This is a genomic window from Pseudomonas sp. lyk4-R2A-10, from assembly GCF_030209075.1.
Lineage (GTDB): Bacteria > Pseudomonadota > Gammaproteobacteria > Pseudomonadales > Pseudomonadaceae > Aquipseudomonas > Aquipseudomonas glycinae.
Window position 1 is genome coordinate 346,628 of record NZ_JARVSR010000006.1, and the last position, 13,623, is coordinate 360,250.

The following is a 13,623-nucleotide window of genomic DNA, read 5'->3' on the forward strand; positions in this document are numbered from 1 at the left end:
CTTGGCAAGCCCAAGGGAGAGATCGCCATGTACCGCTTTTTCGAGCAGCTCAGTTCCCGCATCGTCGCGCCGTTCATGGGCGAATCCTCGCGCAACAGCAAAATCTGGCCGTGCCGTTGCGGCCAGTCGCTGTTCTTTCGCAACAGTCAGTGCCTGGCCTGCAACTCGGCGCTGGGCTATCAACCGGAATACAGTCGGCTGACCTCGCTGCAACCGGGCCCGCAGGAGGGCACCTGGACGCTGGATGTCGATCCCGAAGCCGGGTTGTTCCGGCGCTGTGCCAACCTCGATACTCCTGCGGCCTGCAACTGGCTGCTGCCCGCCAACGATCACGCCAGCCTGTGCGCGGCGTGCGCTCTGAACCGCACCATCCCCGATCTGTCCGTCCCGGAAAACCCCGAACGCTGGCGCAAGGTGGAAATCGCCAAGCGCCGACTGGTGGCGCAACTGATCAGCCTCGGCCTGCCGGTCGTCCCGAAAACCGTCGACGAAGCCACCGGCCTGGCGTTCGATTTCATCGGCGTCGATCTGCAAGGCAACGCGCCGATGACCGGCCACGCCAACGGCCTGATCACTCTCGACATCGAAGAGGCCGACGACGCCCACCGCGAGCGAGTCCGGGCGCAGATGCACGAACCCTATCGCACATTGCTCGGGCACTTTCGCCATGAGGTCGGGCATTACTACTGGGATCGGTTGATCGCCAACGGCCCGTGGCTCGGTTCATTCCGCAATCTGTTCGGCGACGAACGCGCCAGTTATGCCGAGGCGCTGGAGCGGCATTATCAGCAGGGCGCGCCGGCGGACTGGTCGCAGCACTACGTCAGCGCCTACGCCACCATGCACCCCTGGGAAGACTGGGCGGAAACCTGGGCGCATTACCTGCACATGATGGACGCGGTGGACACCGCGCTGGGTTTCGGTATGAGCGCCCGGGAGATGGACCTGGATTACCAGCCGTTTCCGCCGAGCACGCTGTACGACCCCGAGCATCCCGGTGGTGCAGCGTTCCTGTCGTTCGTCAACGCGTGGATCGAACTGGCCGGCATGCTCAACGAACTGTCGCGCAGCATGGGGCAGCCGGATTTCTATCCCTTCGTCCTGCCGCCGGCGGCGATCGCCAAGCTGCACTTCATTCATCTGGTGATCCAGCAAGAGGGCGGCCGCGCGGACGAGGTGCTGCAGGCGCAATAGCAAGTGCTTGAAGCCCTTCATATTTTTAATCTGCAACGAGCGGTTGTAACTTCGTCTCAGATAGGTACAATGGCGCGGCTCGCCGACAGGCGAGTGTCGTTATGGTGACCCTATCGGTCCCCCCGCAACGATTACCCGTGAACCTGGTCAGAGCCGGAAGGCAGCAGCCACAGCGGGAACATTGTGTGCCGGGGTGTGGCTGGTAGGGTTACCACCTTAACGAACATCGAACGAATAAACACCGAACTGCATGGGTTTCGCCCACTGCGGTTTTTTTATGCCTGCGATTTGTCGTTCGAGTCAGCACACCCTGTGGGAGCGAGCCTGCTCGCGATGGCGTCGATACGGGGTAATCATTTGCTCTTCAATCCCGCATACTCGCAGCCATCGAAATAAATGAAGAGTCTGGCCAGGATCGACCTTGCAAGGTCTGCGCCCTGGCCGCGAGGTTTTATGCTCCCGGAACATTCCGATCTATCCAACCCTGTGTTCTTGCCCGTCACGGATGAAACCTGCGCGAACCTGTTGCAGGCGGGTGGCGCAAAAGCGCTCGAAAGCCTGACCGATCCGGAATTGGCGGCGGTGCTGGTCATCCAGAATCTGGTGCAGACGAAAGAGCAGGATCTCGGCGCCGTGGCGGCAGAGAAGATTCTGGCCAAGCTGTTGGCGTGGGCTGTCGACACTCGTCAGTCTACGAATGCGAGCCTGCTGTCCGAAGCGCAGCGACTGTTCGACCCGCGCAAACTGTATTTCGGCCTGAAGGTCCTGAATCCTCTGAACCTGCGTTTTCTGTTGGTCGAAGAAATATCGGCACGCGATTACCTATTGCCCGACGGCCAGTGGGATTTTGAATACAAGGTCCGGCGCCATCGCAGCCATGACCCGTTCAGCCAGCCGATCGTGACGCCCCGTTACCGCGAGCGCTGGTTAAGCCCGGCACAGGACAAACTGGTCAGAACCTTCCGCGCCAATCTGGACGAAGACCTGCACGTTCAAGGCTACGCGGGGATCGGCAAAAGCCATCTGCTGGTGGCGTTGCTGGAGCATCTGCGCCCGGAAAAGACCCTGTTGCTGGCGCGCACCCCGGCCAAGCTCGAAGTCCTTCGTCAGCGCATGGTGGGGCCGAGCGAGAAGAGGGCCGGCAAGACCTTCCTGACGTTTGCCCAGTCGCTGATGCTCGGTCGCAGGCCTCAGGCGGAGGGAGGGCGAATCCCGACCCGCCAGGCGCTGGCGCAGGAACTGAATATCTTCGGTTTCCGCCACTACGACGGGCCGGCGACCCTTGAGCTCTGCCTCAAAGCGATCGAACGCTACTGCCGCTTCCGCGATCACACTTTTTCGGCGAAGCATCTGCCGCATTTCAACCAGCCGCTCTCCAGCGTCGACGCTCAGGTGTTGCTGGAGTACTCGAGCCGGGTTTGGGGCTACCTCGAACTCAACCCGGCGTGGGGCAGCCAGACCGGCTTCGAAGCGTTGCTGATGATCAAGCGCGCCTGCATCGCCGGCTGTGTGGTGCCGGCGCGCTACACGCACGTGCTGATCGACGAGAGCCAGGACATTCCCGGCTCGCTGTTGCAGATTATCGAACGCGGCCGCCAGGTGTTGATCACCCTCGGCGACGAGTACCAGCAGGCCAGTGGCGTGCCGGTCAAACGGCACCGTGAGGTTCGCCAAAGCGATATCAGCTATTCCGTGCGCTCGGGTCGCAACGTCGAACGGCTGGTCAATCCGCTGATCGCCCGGCATTCGCAGAAGGGCAAGATTCCGTTCGAAGGCGCCAGTGACGCCGATGTTGTTATCAAGGAGTACCCGGAAGGTTTCGTACCGTCCGGGGGTTGCGTGGTGCTGACGGCATCGCCCTGGGACAGCATGATCTGGGCCATCCACCTGCACGACTCCAACTGCAAGTTCAGATTTCCGGACAAGCGCACTCAGGATGAACTCAAGCATTTCATGGCCACCGCCATCGAACTGTTCAAACCTGATTTCTACCGTTCCGAATTCAGCGAAAACGGCGTGCATCCGTACTTCAGCGACCTGCCCGACTGGCAGGCCGTTTGTGACGCCAATCAGTTCGACGAATCATTTCTGCGGGTCAAGGCCAAGCTGGAAAACGGCTTCATGATCGCCGACCTGACACGCTTGAACCGAATGATCGACAACGCCGGCAACGGCTGCCTGCTGATGCTCGCGGAAGAGGCGGGGGGCATGGAGTTCGACAAGGTCTTGCTGACGCCGGGGTTGCTGACCAACGAGAAATTCAAGGACGCCTACGCGTTCGATCAGCGGATCTGCGCCGTGTACATCGCCATCTCTCGCGCCAGGCTGAAGCTTTACGTGCCGTACGATGTGGTTGAGTGGGTCGAGTATCACGAGTACCAGCAGTTTCGTGATACGGCGGGGCATTGAGGGTCTGGCTCACGGCTCGCCGCCAGACCTACCGGTATACAACCGGATAATGTCATCAATCTCCCCCGACATTTTCATCCGCAGCAACGTCCTCAATATCCGCTGCACCGGCACATTCGGATCATTGCGCACATAGCAGCCGACCTTCTGCTCCTGCAACACCGCCACCGCCTGCAGTTGCTGCCCGGGGAGCAGGCGCTGGTTGAACCAGTCCAGGGTCCATTGATTGCTCACGGCGTAGCGGTAGCGGCCGGCCAGCAGTTTGTCGAGCACCTGCTCCTGGTTGCGCGCGTCTTCGCGCCAGAGTCGATCGGCGTCGAATATCGGTTGCAGCGTGGGATAGCTGTAGCCAAGCACGGTGCCGATCGACTGGCGGGGCAGGTGGGCCGGATCAGCGCTGGGCGGTTGGTCCTGGCGGCTGATCAGCAGGTCACGCTGGAACAGCAGCGGAATGCTCCAGATGTAATCGCCGGACTGGTTCGGCAGCCACGATTGCGCGGCATAGCAGCGCACGTCGACTTCGCCATGTTCCATGGCGTTCTGCACGCGGGCGCGGGGCAGGACGTGAAATTGCGCCGGTATGCCGACCTGGGTCGCCAGGCTGAGCATCATGTCGTAGAGGATGCCCTGGGTCGGACGGCCGCGTTCGATCTGCACCATCGGCATCGCCCAGCTGTCGGCAACGGCGAAGCGCAGCGGCGGTTGCGACGCCATCGCGCTCAGGCTGATTCCCAGTATTGCCCCCACGGCCCACCGCATAAACGCTCCGGTAATTCCCGATCCCGAACCGATAAAAGCCCCTGCCCATGCAGCTTAGCCAGAATAGACGAGCACACCGGATGCAATTTTGGCCTTGCTCCGCTAGCATTAGCCGCTTCTGCTTCCTTTGCCGCGACGGTTTTCGATGAGTTATCAGGTTCTTGCACGTAAATGGCGTCCGCGCTCGTTCCGCGAAATGGTCGGCCAGACCCATGTGCTCAAGGCTCTGATCAATGCCTTGGACAGCCAGCGCCTGCACCACGCCTACCTCTTCACGGGTACGCGGGGCGTCGGCAAGACCACGATTGCGCGGATCATCGCCAAATGCCTGAACTGTGAAACAGGTATCACTTCCAGCCCGTGTGGCGAGTGTTCGGTGTGCCGCGAGATCGATGAAGGCCGTTTCGTCGACCTGATCGAGATCGACGCCGCGAGCCGGACCAAGGTCGAGGACACCCGCGAGCTGCTCGACAACGTGCAGTACGCCCCGAGCCGCGGGCGCTTCAAGGTCTACCTGATCGACGAAGTGCACATGCTCTCCAGCCATTCCTTCAATGCGCTGCTCAAAACCCTCGAAGAGCCGCCGCCCTACGTCAAGTTCATCCTGGCGACCACCGACCCGCAGAAACTTCCGGCAACGATTTTGTCGCGATGCCTGCAGTTCTCCCTGAAGAACATGACGCCTGAGCGGGTGGTCGAGCATCTCACCCACGTTCTGGGCGCCGAAAACGTCCCGTTCGAAGATGACGCACTGTGGCTGCTCGGCCGCGCGGCGGACGGTTCGATGCGTGACGCCATGAGCCTGACCGACCAGGCCATCGCCTTCGGTGAAGGCAAAGTGTTGGCCGCCGATGTGCGGGCGATGCTCGGTACGCTGGATCACGGTCAGGTCTACGACGTGTTGCACGCGCTGATTGAAGGCGACGCCAAGGCGTTGCTCGAAGCCGTGCGCCATCTGGCCGAACAGGGGCCGGACTGGAACGGCGTGCTCTCGGAAATTCTCAATGTGCTGCACCGCGTCGCCATCGCCCAGGCCTTGCCGGAAGGTGTCGACAACGGCCACGGCGACCGTGACCGGGTGCTGGCACTGGCCCAGGCCTTGCCGGCCGAAGACGTGCAGTTCTATTACCAGATGGGCCTGATCGGTCGCCGCGACTTGCCGCTGGCGCCGGACCCGCGAGGCGGTTTCGAGATGGTGCTGCTGCGGATGCTGGCCTTCCGGCCAGCAGACACGGCGGACGCCCCGAGGCAACCGCTAAAGCCAGTGGGGATCAGCCAGGCCACAGTTGATTCCGCAAACTCAGTGGCTGCCGCGCCGAAACCTGCGCCGGTAGTTGCTGCGGCTGTTGCGCCAGCGCCGGTGGTTGCGCCTGCGCCGGCTCCCGAGCCTGCACCGGTCGCCCCGGTGATTGCGCCGGAACCCGTTCCTGAGCCCGAGCCCGAGCCGGTTGCCGTCGAAGAAGTCGTCGATCTACCGTGGAATGACCCGGTAGAGCCGGCGCCTGTGCAACAGCCAGCGGTAGAACCGGTGCTGGAAACCACCGCCGAACAGCCTGACCTGCCGCCCATGCCGCTGCCGACTCCGGACAGCGTCGTACCGGACGCGCCGGAGTGGGCCGCCGCGCCGATCCCCGAGCCATCAGTGGCCGACGTCGATGCCGCCACACCGGGCATGGACATGGACGACGAGCCGCCGCTCGACGAGGATTACATCGAGCCGGACATGGATTCGGCCTACAGTTACCTCGATGATCTGGCCAGCGAGCACGCCGCAGAACCGGCTCCCGAGCCCGAGCCGGAACCCGCCGCCGCGCCGGCCACAGGTCTGGCCCTGCAATGGCTGGAGCTGTTCCCGCAACTGCCGATTTCCGGCATGACCGGCAGCATCGCCGCCAACTGCACGCTTATTGCGGCCGATGGCGACAACTGGCTGATGCACCTGGACCCGGCCCACAGCGCCTTGTTCAACGCCACCCAGCAGCGTCGTCTGAACGATGCGCTGAACCAGTTCCACGGGCGCACGCTGACCCTGACCATCGAGCTGATCAAGCCCGAGCAGGAAACTCCGGCCCAGGCGGCGTCCCGGCGCCGTGCCAACCGTCAGCGCGAGGCGGAGGAATCGATCCACGGCGATCCGTTCATCCAGCAGATGGTCCAACAGTTCGGTGCGGTCGTGCGACACGATACTATTGAACCTGTCGACGCCCTGGTCAGTCAGGGCTAATAACTGAGGGCGTCCGGCCTGTCTGGCCGGGCGCTGTTTTGATCCAAGTACTTTTGAGGTGATTCCCATGATGAAAGGTGGCATGGCCGGCCTGATGAAGCAGGCGCAGCAGATGCAGGAAAAAATGGCCAAGATGCAGGAAGAACTGGCCAACGCCGAAGTCACTGGCAAAGCCGGTGGCGATCTGGTCACCGTGGTGATGACTGGTCGTCATGACGTGAAAAAAGTCAGCATCGACCCGAGCGTACTGCCGGGCCTGGACGAAGATGACCGCGAAGTGGTCGAGGATCTGGTGGCCGCTGCCGTCAACGCCGCCGTACGTCAGATCGAAGCCAACAGCCAGGCGAAAATGGGCAGCATGACCGCTGGCATGAACCTGCCGACCGGTATGAAACTGCCGTTCTGATTCGCCTTTGCGGGTTGGATGAGCTACAAAAAATGCCAGGCATCGCGCCTGGCATTTTTGTTTCCGGCTGACGAAACATCGAACGCGCAATAGCTGCAACGGTCTGCTCCCTATACCACCGAATTCACCCTTCAAAGGAGACGCTGACATGTCCGACCCTCTGACCCTCAATCAACGCTTCGTGCTGGCCTCGCGGCCGGTGGGCGCGCCGACGCCCGAGAACTTCCGTCTGGAGCGCGAGGCGCTGCCGGACCTTGAAGACGGTCAGGTGTTGCTCAAGACCCTGTACCTGTCGCTCGATCCCTACATGCGCGGGCGCATGAGTGACGCGCCGTCCTACGCGGCGCCGGTACAAATCGGCGAGGTGATGACCGGCGGGGCTGTCAGCCGGGTCGAACAGTCGCGTCATCCGAAATTCCACCCCGGCGATCTGGTGGTTGGTGCCACCGGGTGGCAAAGCCACAGCATCAGCGATGGCCGCAATATCATCCCGATCCCGTCGGGCCTGCCGAGTCCGTCGATGGCCCTCGGCGTGCTGGGCATGCCCGGCATGACCGCGTACATGGGTTTGATGGACATCGGCCAGCCAAAAGAAGGGGAGACCCTGGTGGTCGCCGCCGCTTCCGGCGCAGTGGGCTCGGTGGTCGGCCAGGTGGCGAAGATAAAGGGTCTGCGCGCCGTCGGCGTGGCCGGTGGTGCCGAGAAATGCAAATACGTGGTCGAGGAACTGGGCTTCGACGCCTGTATCGATCACAAGGCGCCGGACTTCGCCGAGCAACTGGCCAAGGCCTGTCCCAATGGCATCGACATCTATTACGAAAACGTCGGTGGCCATGTCTTCGATGCGGTCGTGCCGCTGCTCAATCCCAAGGCGCGGATCCCGCTGTGCGGCCTGATTGCCGGCTACAACGCCTCGGAAGCGCCGAAAGGCCCGGATCGTTTGCCCGCCTTGCAACGCACCTTGCTGACCAAACGCGTACGGATTCAGGGTTTCATCGTGTTCGACGACTACGGCGACCGTCAGCCGGAATTCATCAGCGCGATGGTGCCGTGGGTGCGCGACGGCAAGGTGAAATTCCGCGAGGACGTGGTCGAGGGCCTGGAGCAGGCGCCTGAGGCGTTTATCGGGCTGCTGGAGGGGCGCAACTTCGGCAAACTGGTGGTGAAGGTCGCCCAGGACTGAGGATTTGACGCTGGCCGGAGGCGCGGGTATAAACCGCGTCTCGTTGTTTTGTCGGACTTTTTCCCCATGAGCTTCAGCCCTTTGATTCGCCAACTGATCGATGCCCTGCGAACTTTGCCGGGCGTGGGTCAGAAAACTGCCCAGCGTATGGCGTTGCAGTTGCTCGAACGTGACCGCAGCGGCGGTACGCGCCTGGCCCAGGCCTTGAGCCAGGCCATGGAAGGGGTCGGACACTGCCGCCAGTGCCGCACGTTGACCGAAGACGATCTGTGCCCGCAATGCGCCGACACCCGTCGCGACGACACGCTACTGTGCGTGGTGGAAGGGCCGATGGACGTCTACGCGGTCGAGCAGACCGGATTCCGCGGTCGTTACTTCGTGCTCAAGGGGCACCTGTCGCCGTTGGACGGGCTCGGCCCGGAGGCCATCGGCATTCCGCAATTGATGGCACGGATCGAAGAGGCGGGCACCTTCACCGAAGTCATCCTCGCCACCAACCCGACCGTGGAAGGCGAAGCGACGGCCCACTACATTGCCCAGTTGCTGCAGAACAAAGGCCTGATCGCCTCGCGCATCGCCCACGGCGTGCCGTTGGGCGGCGAACTGGAGCTGGTGGACGGCGGCACGCTGGCTCACTCGTTTGCCGGGCGCAAGCCGATTTCCCTCTGAGCCACACAATTCTGTTGAAAACCAAGCAAGCGCTCGGTTAAGTTCGGCGAACCCTTCCATGGAGTTCGCCGATGCCCGCCTTCCAGGAATACTTCGATCCCAGCCACCAAATGGTCCGCGACAGCGTCGGTCGTTTCGTCGAACGCGAGATCCTGCCGGATATCGACGCGTGGGAAGAAGCCGAAAACTTTCCCCGTGAGCTGTACCTCAAGGCCGGCGCGGCCGGCATCCTCGGCATCGGTTACCCCGAAGCGCTGGGCGGCAGTCACGAAGGTGATCTGTTCGCCAAGATCGCCGCCAGCGAAGAACTGATGCGTTGCGGCTCCGGCGGGCTGGTGGCCGGGCTTGGCTCGCTCGACATCGGTTTGCCGCCGATCGTCAAATGGGCCCGGCCCGAAGTCCGCGACTGCGTCGTCCCCCAAGTGCTCCGCGGCGAGAAGATCAGCGCCTTGGCCGTCACCGAGCCGGGCGGCGGTTCCGACGTCGCCAACCTGCAGACCCGCGCCGTACGCGATGGCGATTATTACCGGGTCAGTGGCAGCAAAACCTTCATCACCAGTGGGGTACGCGCCGACTACTACACGGTCGCGGTACGTACCGGTGCGCCTGGTTTTGGCGGCATCAGCCTGCTGCTGATCGAGAAGAGTACGCCAGGTTTCACTGTCGGACGGCAACTGAAGAAAATGGGCTGGTGGGCGTCAGACACCGCTGAATTGTTCTTCGAAGATTGCCGGGTGCCTGTAGGAAATCTGATTGGCGCGGAGAACATGGGCTTTGCCTGCATCATGGGCAACTTTCAGAGCGAGCGTCTGGCGCTGGCGCTGATGGCCAACATGACCGCACAACTGGCCCTGGAAGAAAGCCTGAAGTGGGCAAAGGAGCGGCAAGCGTTCGGCAAACCCATCGGCAAGTTCCAGGTGATCAAGCATCGCCTCGCGGAAATGGCCACGACGCTGGAAGTCTCGCGGGAGTTCACCTACCGGCAGGCGGCGAAGATGGCGGCGGGGCAGAGCGTGATCAAGGAGATTTCCATGGCCAAGAACTTTGCCACGGACACTTCGGATCGCATCACCAATGAAGCGGTGCAGATTCTCGGTGGGCTGGGTTACGTGCGCGAAAGCCTGGTGGAGCGGCTTTATCGGGATAACCGCATTTTGTCGATTGGCGGCGGGACGCGGGAAGTGATGAACGAGATCATCAGCAAGCAGATGGGACTTTGACTGATCGTCTCCACACGGAGGACTGATCGTTCCCACGCTCTGCGTGGGAATGCCTCAACGGACGCTCCGCGTTCGGCTTTGGAAGGGACGCGGAGCGTCCCGGGCTGCATTCCCACGCAGAGCGTGGGAACGATCAGGCGCGGGGTTTTACTTATCAGTCAACGCAAACTGCGTCAGGCAGAACGTAGGAATCCCCATGTCCTCAAGACGCTGCGAACCACCCAGCTCCGGCAGATCAATGATCGCCGCCGCTTCATGAACGCGGGCGCCCATGCGGCGGATCAGGTTGGCCGCCGCGATCAGCGTGCCGCCGGTGGCGATCAGGTCATCGAACATCACCACCGAATCGCCTTCGCACAGGCTGTCGGCGTGCACTTCGAGGAACGCTTCGCCGTACTCGGTCGCGTAACCTTCGGCCAGCACGTCCGCCGGCAGTTTGCCTTGCTTGCGGAACAGCACCAGCGGCTTGTTCAGTTGATAAGCCAGCACCGAACCGATCAGGAAACCACGCGCATCCATCGCGCCGATGTGGGTGAAGTCGGCTTCAACATAGCGGTGGGCGAAGCTGTCCATCACCAGGCGCAGGGCCTTGGGCGACTGGAACAGCGGGGTGATGTCGCGAAAGATCACGCCCGGTTTCGGGAAGTCGATCACGGGGCGGATCAGGGATTTGATGTCGAAGGAGTCGAAGACCATCGTCGAGGTGTCCTGGCAGGGCTGCAAACGGCGCAGTATACCCGCGGCTGAAACGATACGCTCGGCCGCGGGTCGAGATCAGACTTCGAGCGAGCCGCCGGCCAGGGCACAGAGCTGGATCGGGTCGAGAATATGGATTTCCTTGCCCTCGGCGGCGATCAGTTCGTTCTGTTGGAAGCGGGTGAAGACCCGGGACACGGTTTCCACCGCCAGCCCCAGGTAGTTGCCGATTTCATTGCGCGACATGCTCAGGCGGAACTGGTTGGCCGAGAAGCCGCGAGCGCGGAAACGCGCCGACAGGTTGACCAGGAAGGTGGCGATGCGCTCGTCGGCGGTTTTCTTCGACAGCAGCAACATCATTTGCTGGTCGTCGCGAATTTCGCGGCTCATCACACGCATCAACTGACGGCGCAGCTGCGGCAATTGCAGGGCCAGTTCGTCGAGGCGTTCGAACGGAATCTCGCAGACCGAAGTGGTTTCCAGCGCCTGGGCGGAGACCGGGTGTTTCTCGGTGTCCATGCCGGACAGCCCGACCAGTTCGCTCGGCAGGTGGAAGCCGGTCAGTTGCTCTTCGCCGGTGTCGCTCAGGCTGAAGGTCTTCAGGGCGCCGGAGCGTACTGCATAAACGGAATCGAAGGTGTCGCCCTGGCGAAACAGGAACTCACCCTTTTTCAGCGGGCGGCCACGTTTAACGATTTCGTCCAGCGCTTCCATGTCTTCCAGATTCAGCGAAAGTGGCAGGCAGAGAGGGGCCAGGCTGCAATCCTTGCAATTAGCCTGGTTGTGAGCGCGCAGTTTAACTGGCTCGGACATTTCTTGGATCCTTGTGGGAAAACACACATAAGGCGTAAGGGTAACCCAGCGGAGGACATTCAGGCCAGCTTGGGGCGAGATTGCCCCCTCGGCATAAAGCCGCAGGGATGACGGCCGATAAACAGGTATCTGACGGCATGCAAGGAACCGCTTCGATGACTGCTATTGGTACGCTGACCCCCGGTAACAGTGGCGTTGCGTCGTTGCTGGAAAGTGCTGAAACCTCCGTTGCCGATGAGTCCGGCACAGACGCGTCGTCTTTGGGAAGCCCGACCTTGGTCGAGGGCGTCAAAGTGTCGCTGTCCGGTGCCGCCATTGCAAAATCCGCCGGTGCCGGCGGGAAAAACCGCGATATCGAAGAAAGTGGCCTGCCGGAGAACGTCCAGCAATTGCTGAAGATGATTCGCAAGTTTCGCCAGCAGATCGCCGAAAAGAACGCCCAGATCAACGCGCTGATGGCCAACAAGACCCTTTCCAACGAAGAGCGGTTCGCCAAGGTCGCTGCCCTCAAAAGCGCCATCTCCGCCCTCAACAACGGTCTGATTACTGCCAATCTGTCCCTGGCCAAGGTCATCGACCAATCGAGCCTGACCGCTGACCAGAACCTGAAAACCAACTCGCTGCTGATGAAGAGCTAGATCACCCGCGAAAAACGCTGGCGGTTCTGCTGCTCCAGATAAGCGTCGAACACCATGCACACCGAACGTACCAGCAGGCGCCCGGCCGGTAGCACGGTGATGCGCTCGCGATCCAGTTCGATCAACCCGTCCTGCGCCATGCCCTGCAATTGCGGCCAGAGCGCGCCGAAGTAGCCCTGAAAATCGATGTTGAAACTGCGCTCGATCTCGGCGAAATCCAGGCTGAAGTTGCAGATCAGTTGCTGAATTACCGCGCGGCGCAGTCGATCGTCAGCGTTGCACACCAGGCCCCGGCTGGTGGCCAGTTGCGCGCCGGCGAGGGTGTTCTGGTAGTGATTGAGGTCGCTGCTGTTCTGGCAGTACAGGTCGCCGATCTGGCTGATGGCCGACACGCCCAGGCCGATCAAGTCGCAATGGCCGTGGGTGGTGTAGCCCTGGAAATTGCGTTGCAGGGTCGACTCTTCCTGAGCAATCGCCAGTTCATCGTCGGGCAGGGCGAAGTGGTCCATGCCGATGTAGCGATAGCCGGCGACGGTCAGTTGTTCGATGGTGCGCTGGAGCATTTCCAGTTTCTGCGCCGGGCTCGGCAGTTCGTTGCCGTTGATCCGCCGCTGCGGCATGAAGCGTTCCGGCAGGTGCGCGTAGTTGAACACCGAGAGCCGGTCCGGTTGCAGGCTGATGACTTCCTCGACGGTGCGGGCGAAGTTGTCCGGGGTCTGTTTGGGCAGGCCGTAAATCAGGTCGATGTTGATCGAGCGAAATTGCAGGGTCCGCGCCGCGTCGATCACCGCGCGGGTTTCTTCCAGGCTTTGCAGGCGATTGACCGCCCGCTGCACCGCCGGGTCGAGATCCTGCAGGCCGATGCTGACCCGGTTGAAACCAAGTTCGCGCAGCAGGCCCATGGTCGACCAGTCGGCTTCGCGCGGGTCGATTTCGATGCCGTAGTCGCCAGAATCATCGTCCAGCAGATTGAAGTGCTTGCGCAGGTGCGCCATCAACTGCCGCAATTCATCGTGGCTGAGAAAGGTCGGCGTGCCGCCGCCGAAGTGCAGTTGCTCGACTTTCTGCGCCGGGTCGAGGTGGCAGGCGATCAATTGGATTTCCTGCTCGAGCCGTTGCAGATAAGGCAACGCGCGGCCGCGATCCTTGGTGATGACCTTGTTGCAGGCGCAGTAGTAGCAAATGTTCGCGCAGAACGGCACGTGCACGTACAGCGACAGCGGGCGCAGGGCCTTGCGGCTGTCGCGCAGGGCGTGAAACAGGTCGAAGGTGCCGACCTGACTGTGAAATTGCACGGCCGTCGGGTACGAGGTGTAGCGCGGCCCCGCCAGGTCGTAGCGGCGGATCAAATCGGTGTCCCAACGAATGGCGTCGAGCATGCGGGCATTCCCCCGGATAGGCTGGCAGTGTGC

Annotated in this window: 12 protein-coding genes and 1 other RNA gene; 9 read left to right on the forward strand and 4 right to left on the reverse strand. The window is 61.9% G+C overall.

Annotated features, from left to right (window positions below; translation table 11 throughout):
- The first annotated feature begins 27 nt into the window (after positions 1-27).
- The 3 genes from QRN46_RS10970 to QRN46_RS10980 all read left to right on the forward strand — a co-directional run bounded on the left by QRN46_RS10970 (position 28) and on the right by QRN46_RS10980 (position 3,603).
- Entirely contained in the window at positions 28-1,194 is a 1,167-nt protein-coding gene (locus QRN46_RS10970) for a zinc-binding metallopeptidase family protein (protein ID WP_221615615.1), read from the forward strand.
- A gap of 111 nt (positions 1,195-1,305) precedes the next feature.
- Positions 1,306-1,402: signal recognition particle sRNA small type (gene ffs, locus QRN46_RS10975), an RNA gene on the forward strand.
- A 245-nt stretch (positions 1,403-1,647) separates the two neighbouring features.
- The gene (locus tag QRN46_RS10980) at positions 1,648-3,603 is read left to right on the forward strand and encodes a hypothetical protein (RefSeq protein WP_285354663.1); all 1,956 of its coding nucleotides are present in this window, start codon (positions 1,648-1,650) and stop codon (positions 3,601-3,603) included.
- Between the two features lie 9 nt (positions 3,604-3,612).
- Here QRN46_RS10980 and QRN46_RS10985 read toward each other — a convergent pair whose 3' ends face one another.
- Positions 3,613-4,362 (reverse strand): substrate-binding periplasmic protein, encoded by a 750-nt coding sequence (locus QRN46_RS10985; RefSeq protein WP_285354664.1) that lies wholly within the window; start codon positions 4,360-4,362, stop codon positions 3,613-3,615.
- Positions 4,363-4,507: 145 nt separating this feature from the next.
- Between QRN46_RS10985 and dnaX the strand changes: the two genes are divergently transcribed.
- From dnaX to QRN46_RS11010, 5 genes are all read left to right on the forward strand, one after another.
- Positions 4,508-6,586 (forward strand): DNA polymerase III subunit gamma/tau, encoded by a 2,079-nt coding sequence (dnaX, locus tag QRN46_RS10990; protein WP_221615618.1) that lies wholly within the window; start codon positions 4,508-4,510, stop codon positions 6,584-6,586.
- A gap of 67 nt (positions 6,587-6,653) precedes the next feature.
- The gene (locus QRN46_RS10995) at positions 6,654-6,992 is read left to right on the forward strand and encodes a YbaB/EbfC family nucleoid-associated protein (protein WP_285354665.1); all 339 of its coding nucleotides are present in this window, start codon (positions 6,654-6,656) and stop codon (positions 6,990-6,992) included.
- A 148-nt stretch (positions 6,993-7,140) separates the two neighbouring features.
- Complete coding sequence (gene curA / locus QRN46_RS11000) at positions 7,141-8,175, forward strand: NADPH-dependent curcumin/dihydrocurcumin reductase (protein WP_085667904.1); 1,035 nt, start codon at positions 7,141-7,143, stop codon at positions 8,173-8,175.
- Between the two features lie 66 nt (positions 8,176-8,241).
- Entirely contained in the window at positions 8,242-8,844 is a 603-nt protein-coding gene (recR, locus tag QRN46_RS11005) for a recombination mediator RecR (RefSeq protein ID WP_007951652.1), read from the forward strand.
- 71 nt (positions 8,845-8,915) lie between these two features.
- Positions 8,916-10,064, forward strand: coding sequence for an acyl-CoA dehydrogenase family protein (locus tag QRN46_RS11010; protein ID WP_285354666.1), 1,149 nt, complete (start codon positions 8,916-8,918; stop codon positions 10,062-10,064).
- A gap of 147 nt (positions 10,065-10,211) precedes the next feature.
- Here the strand turns inward: QRN46_RS11010 and QRN46_RS11015 are convergent, their stop codons facing one another.
- Positions 10,212-10,760 carry an adenine phosphoribosyltransferase gene (locus QRN46_RS11015; protein ID WP_003223345.1) on the reverse strand — a complete coding sequence of 183 codons (549 nt, stop codon included), beginning with the start codon at positions 10,758-10,760 and terminating at the stop codon, positions 10,212-10,214.
- Between the two features lie 78 nt (positions 10,761-10,838).
- Positions 10,839-11,573, reverse strand: coding sequence for a fumarate/nitrate reduction transcriptional regulator Fnr (gene fnr / locus QRN46_RS11020; RefSeq protein ID WP_039770035.1), 735 nt, complete (start codon positions 11,571-11,573; stop codon positions 10,839-10,841).
- Positions 11,574-11,728: 155 nt separating this feature from the next.
- Between fnr and QRN46_RS11025 the strand changes: the two genes are divergently transcribed.
- Positions 11,729-12,211: a hypothetical protein gene (locus QRN46_RS11025; RefSeq protein ID WP_221615621.1), complete on the forward strand. Its 483-nt coding sequence runs from the start codon at positions 11,729-11,731 to the stop codon at positions 12,209-12,211.
- Here QRN46_RS11025 and hemN read toward each other — a convergent pair.
- A complete protein-coding gene (hemN, locus tag QRN46_RS11030; protein WP_221615622.1) occupies positions 12,208-13,590 on the reverse strand; it encodes an oxygen-independent coproporphyrinogen III oxidase in 1,383 nt (460 codons plus the stop codon). The two genes, QRN46_RS11025 and hemN, sit on opposite strands and share 4 nt — an antisense overlap.
- Positions 13,591-13,623 lie beyond the last annotated feature (33 nt).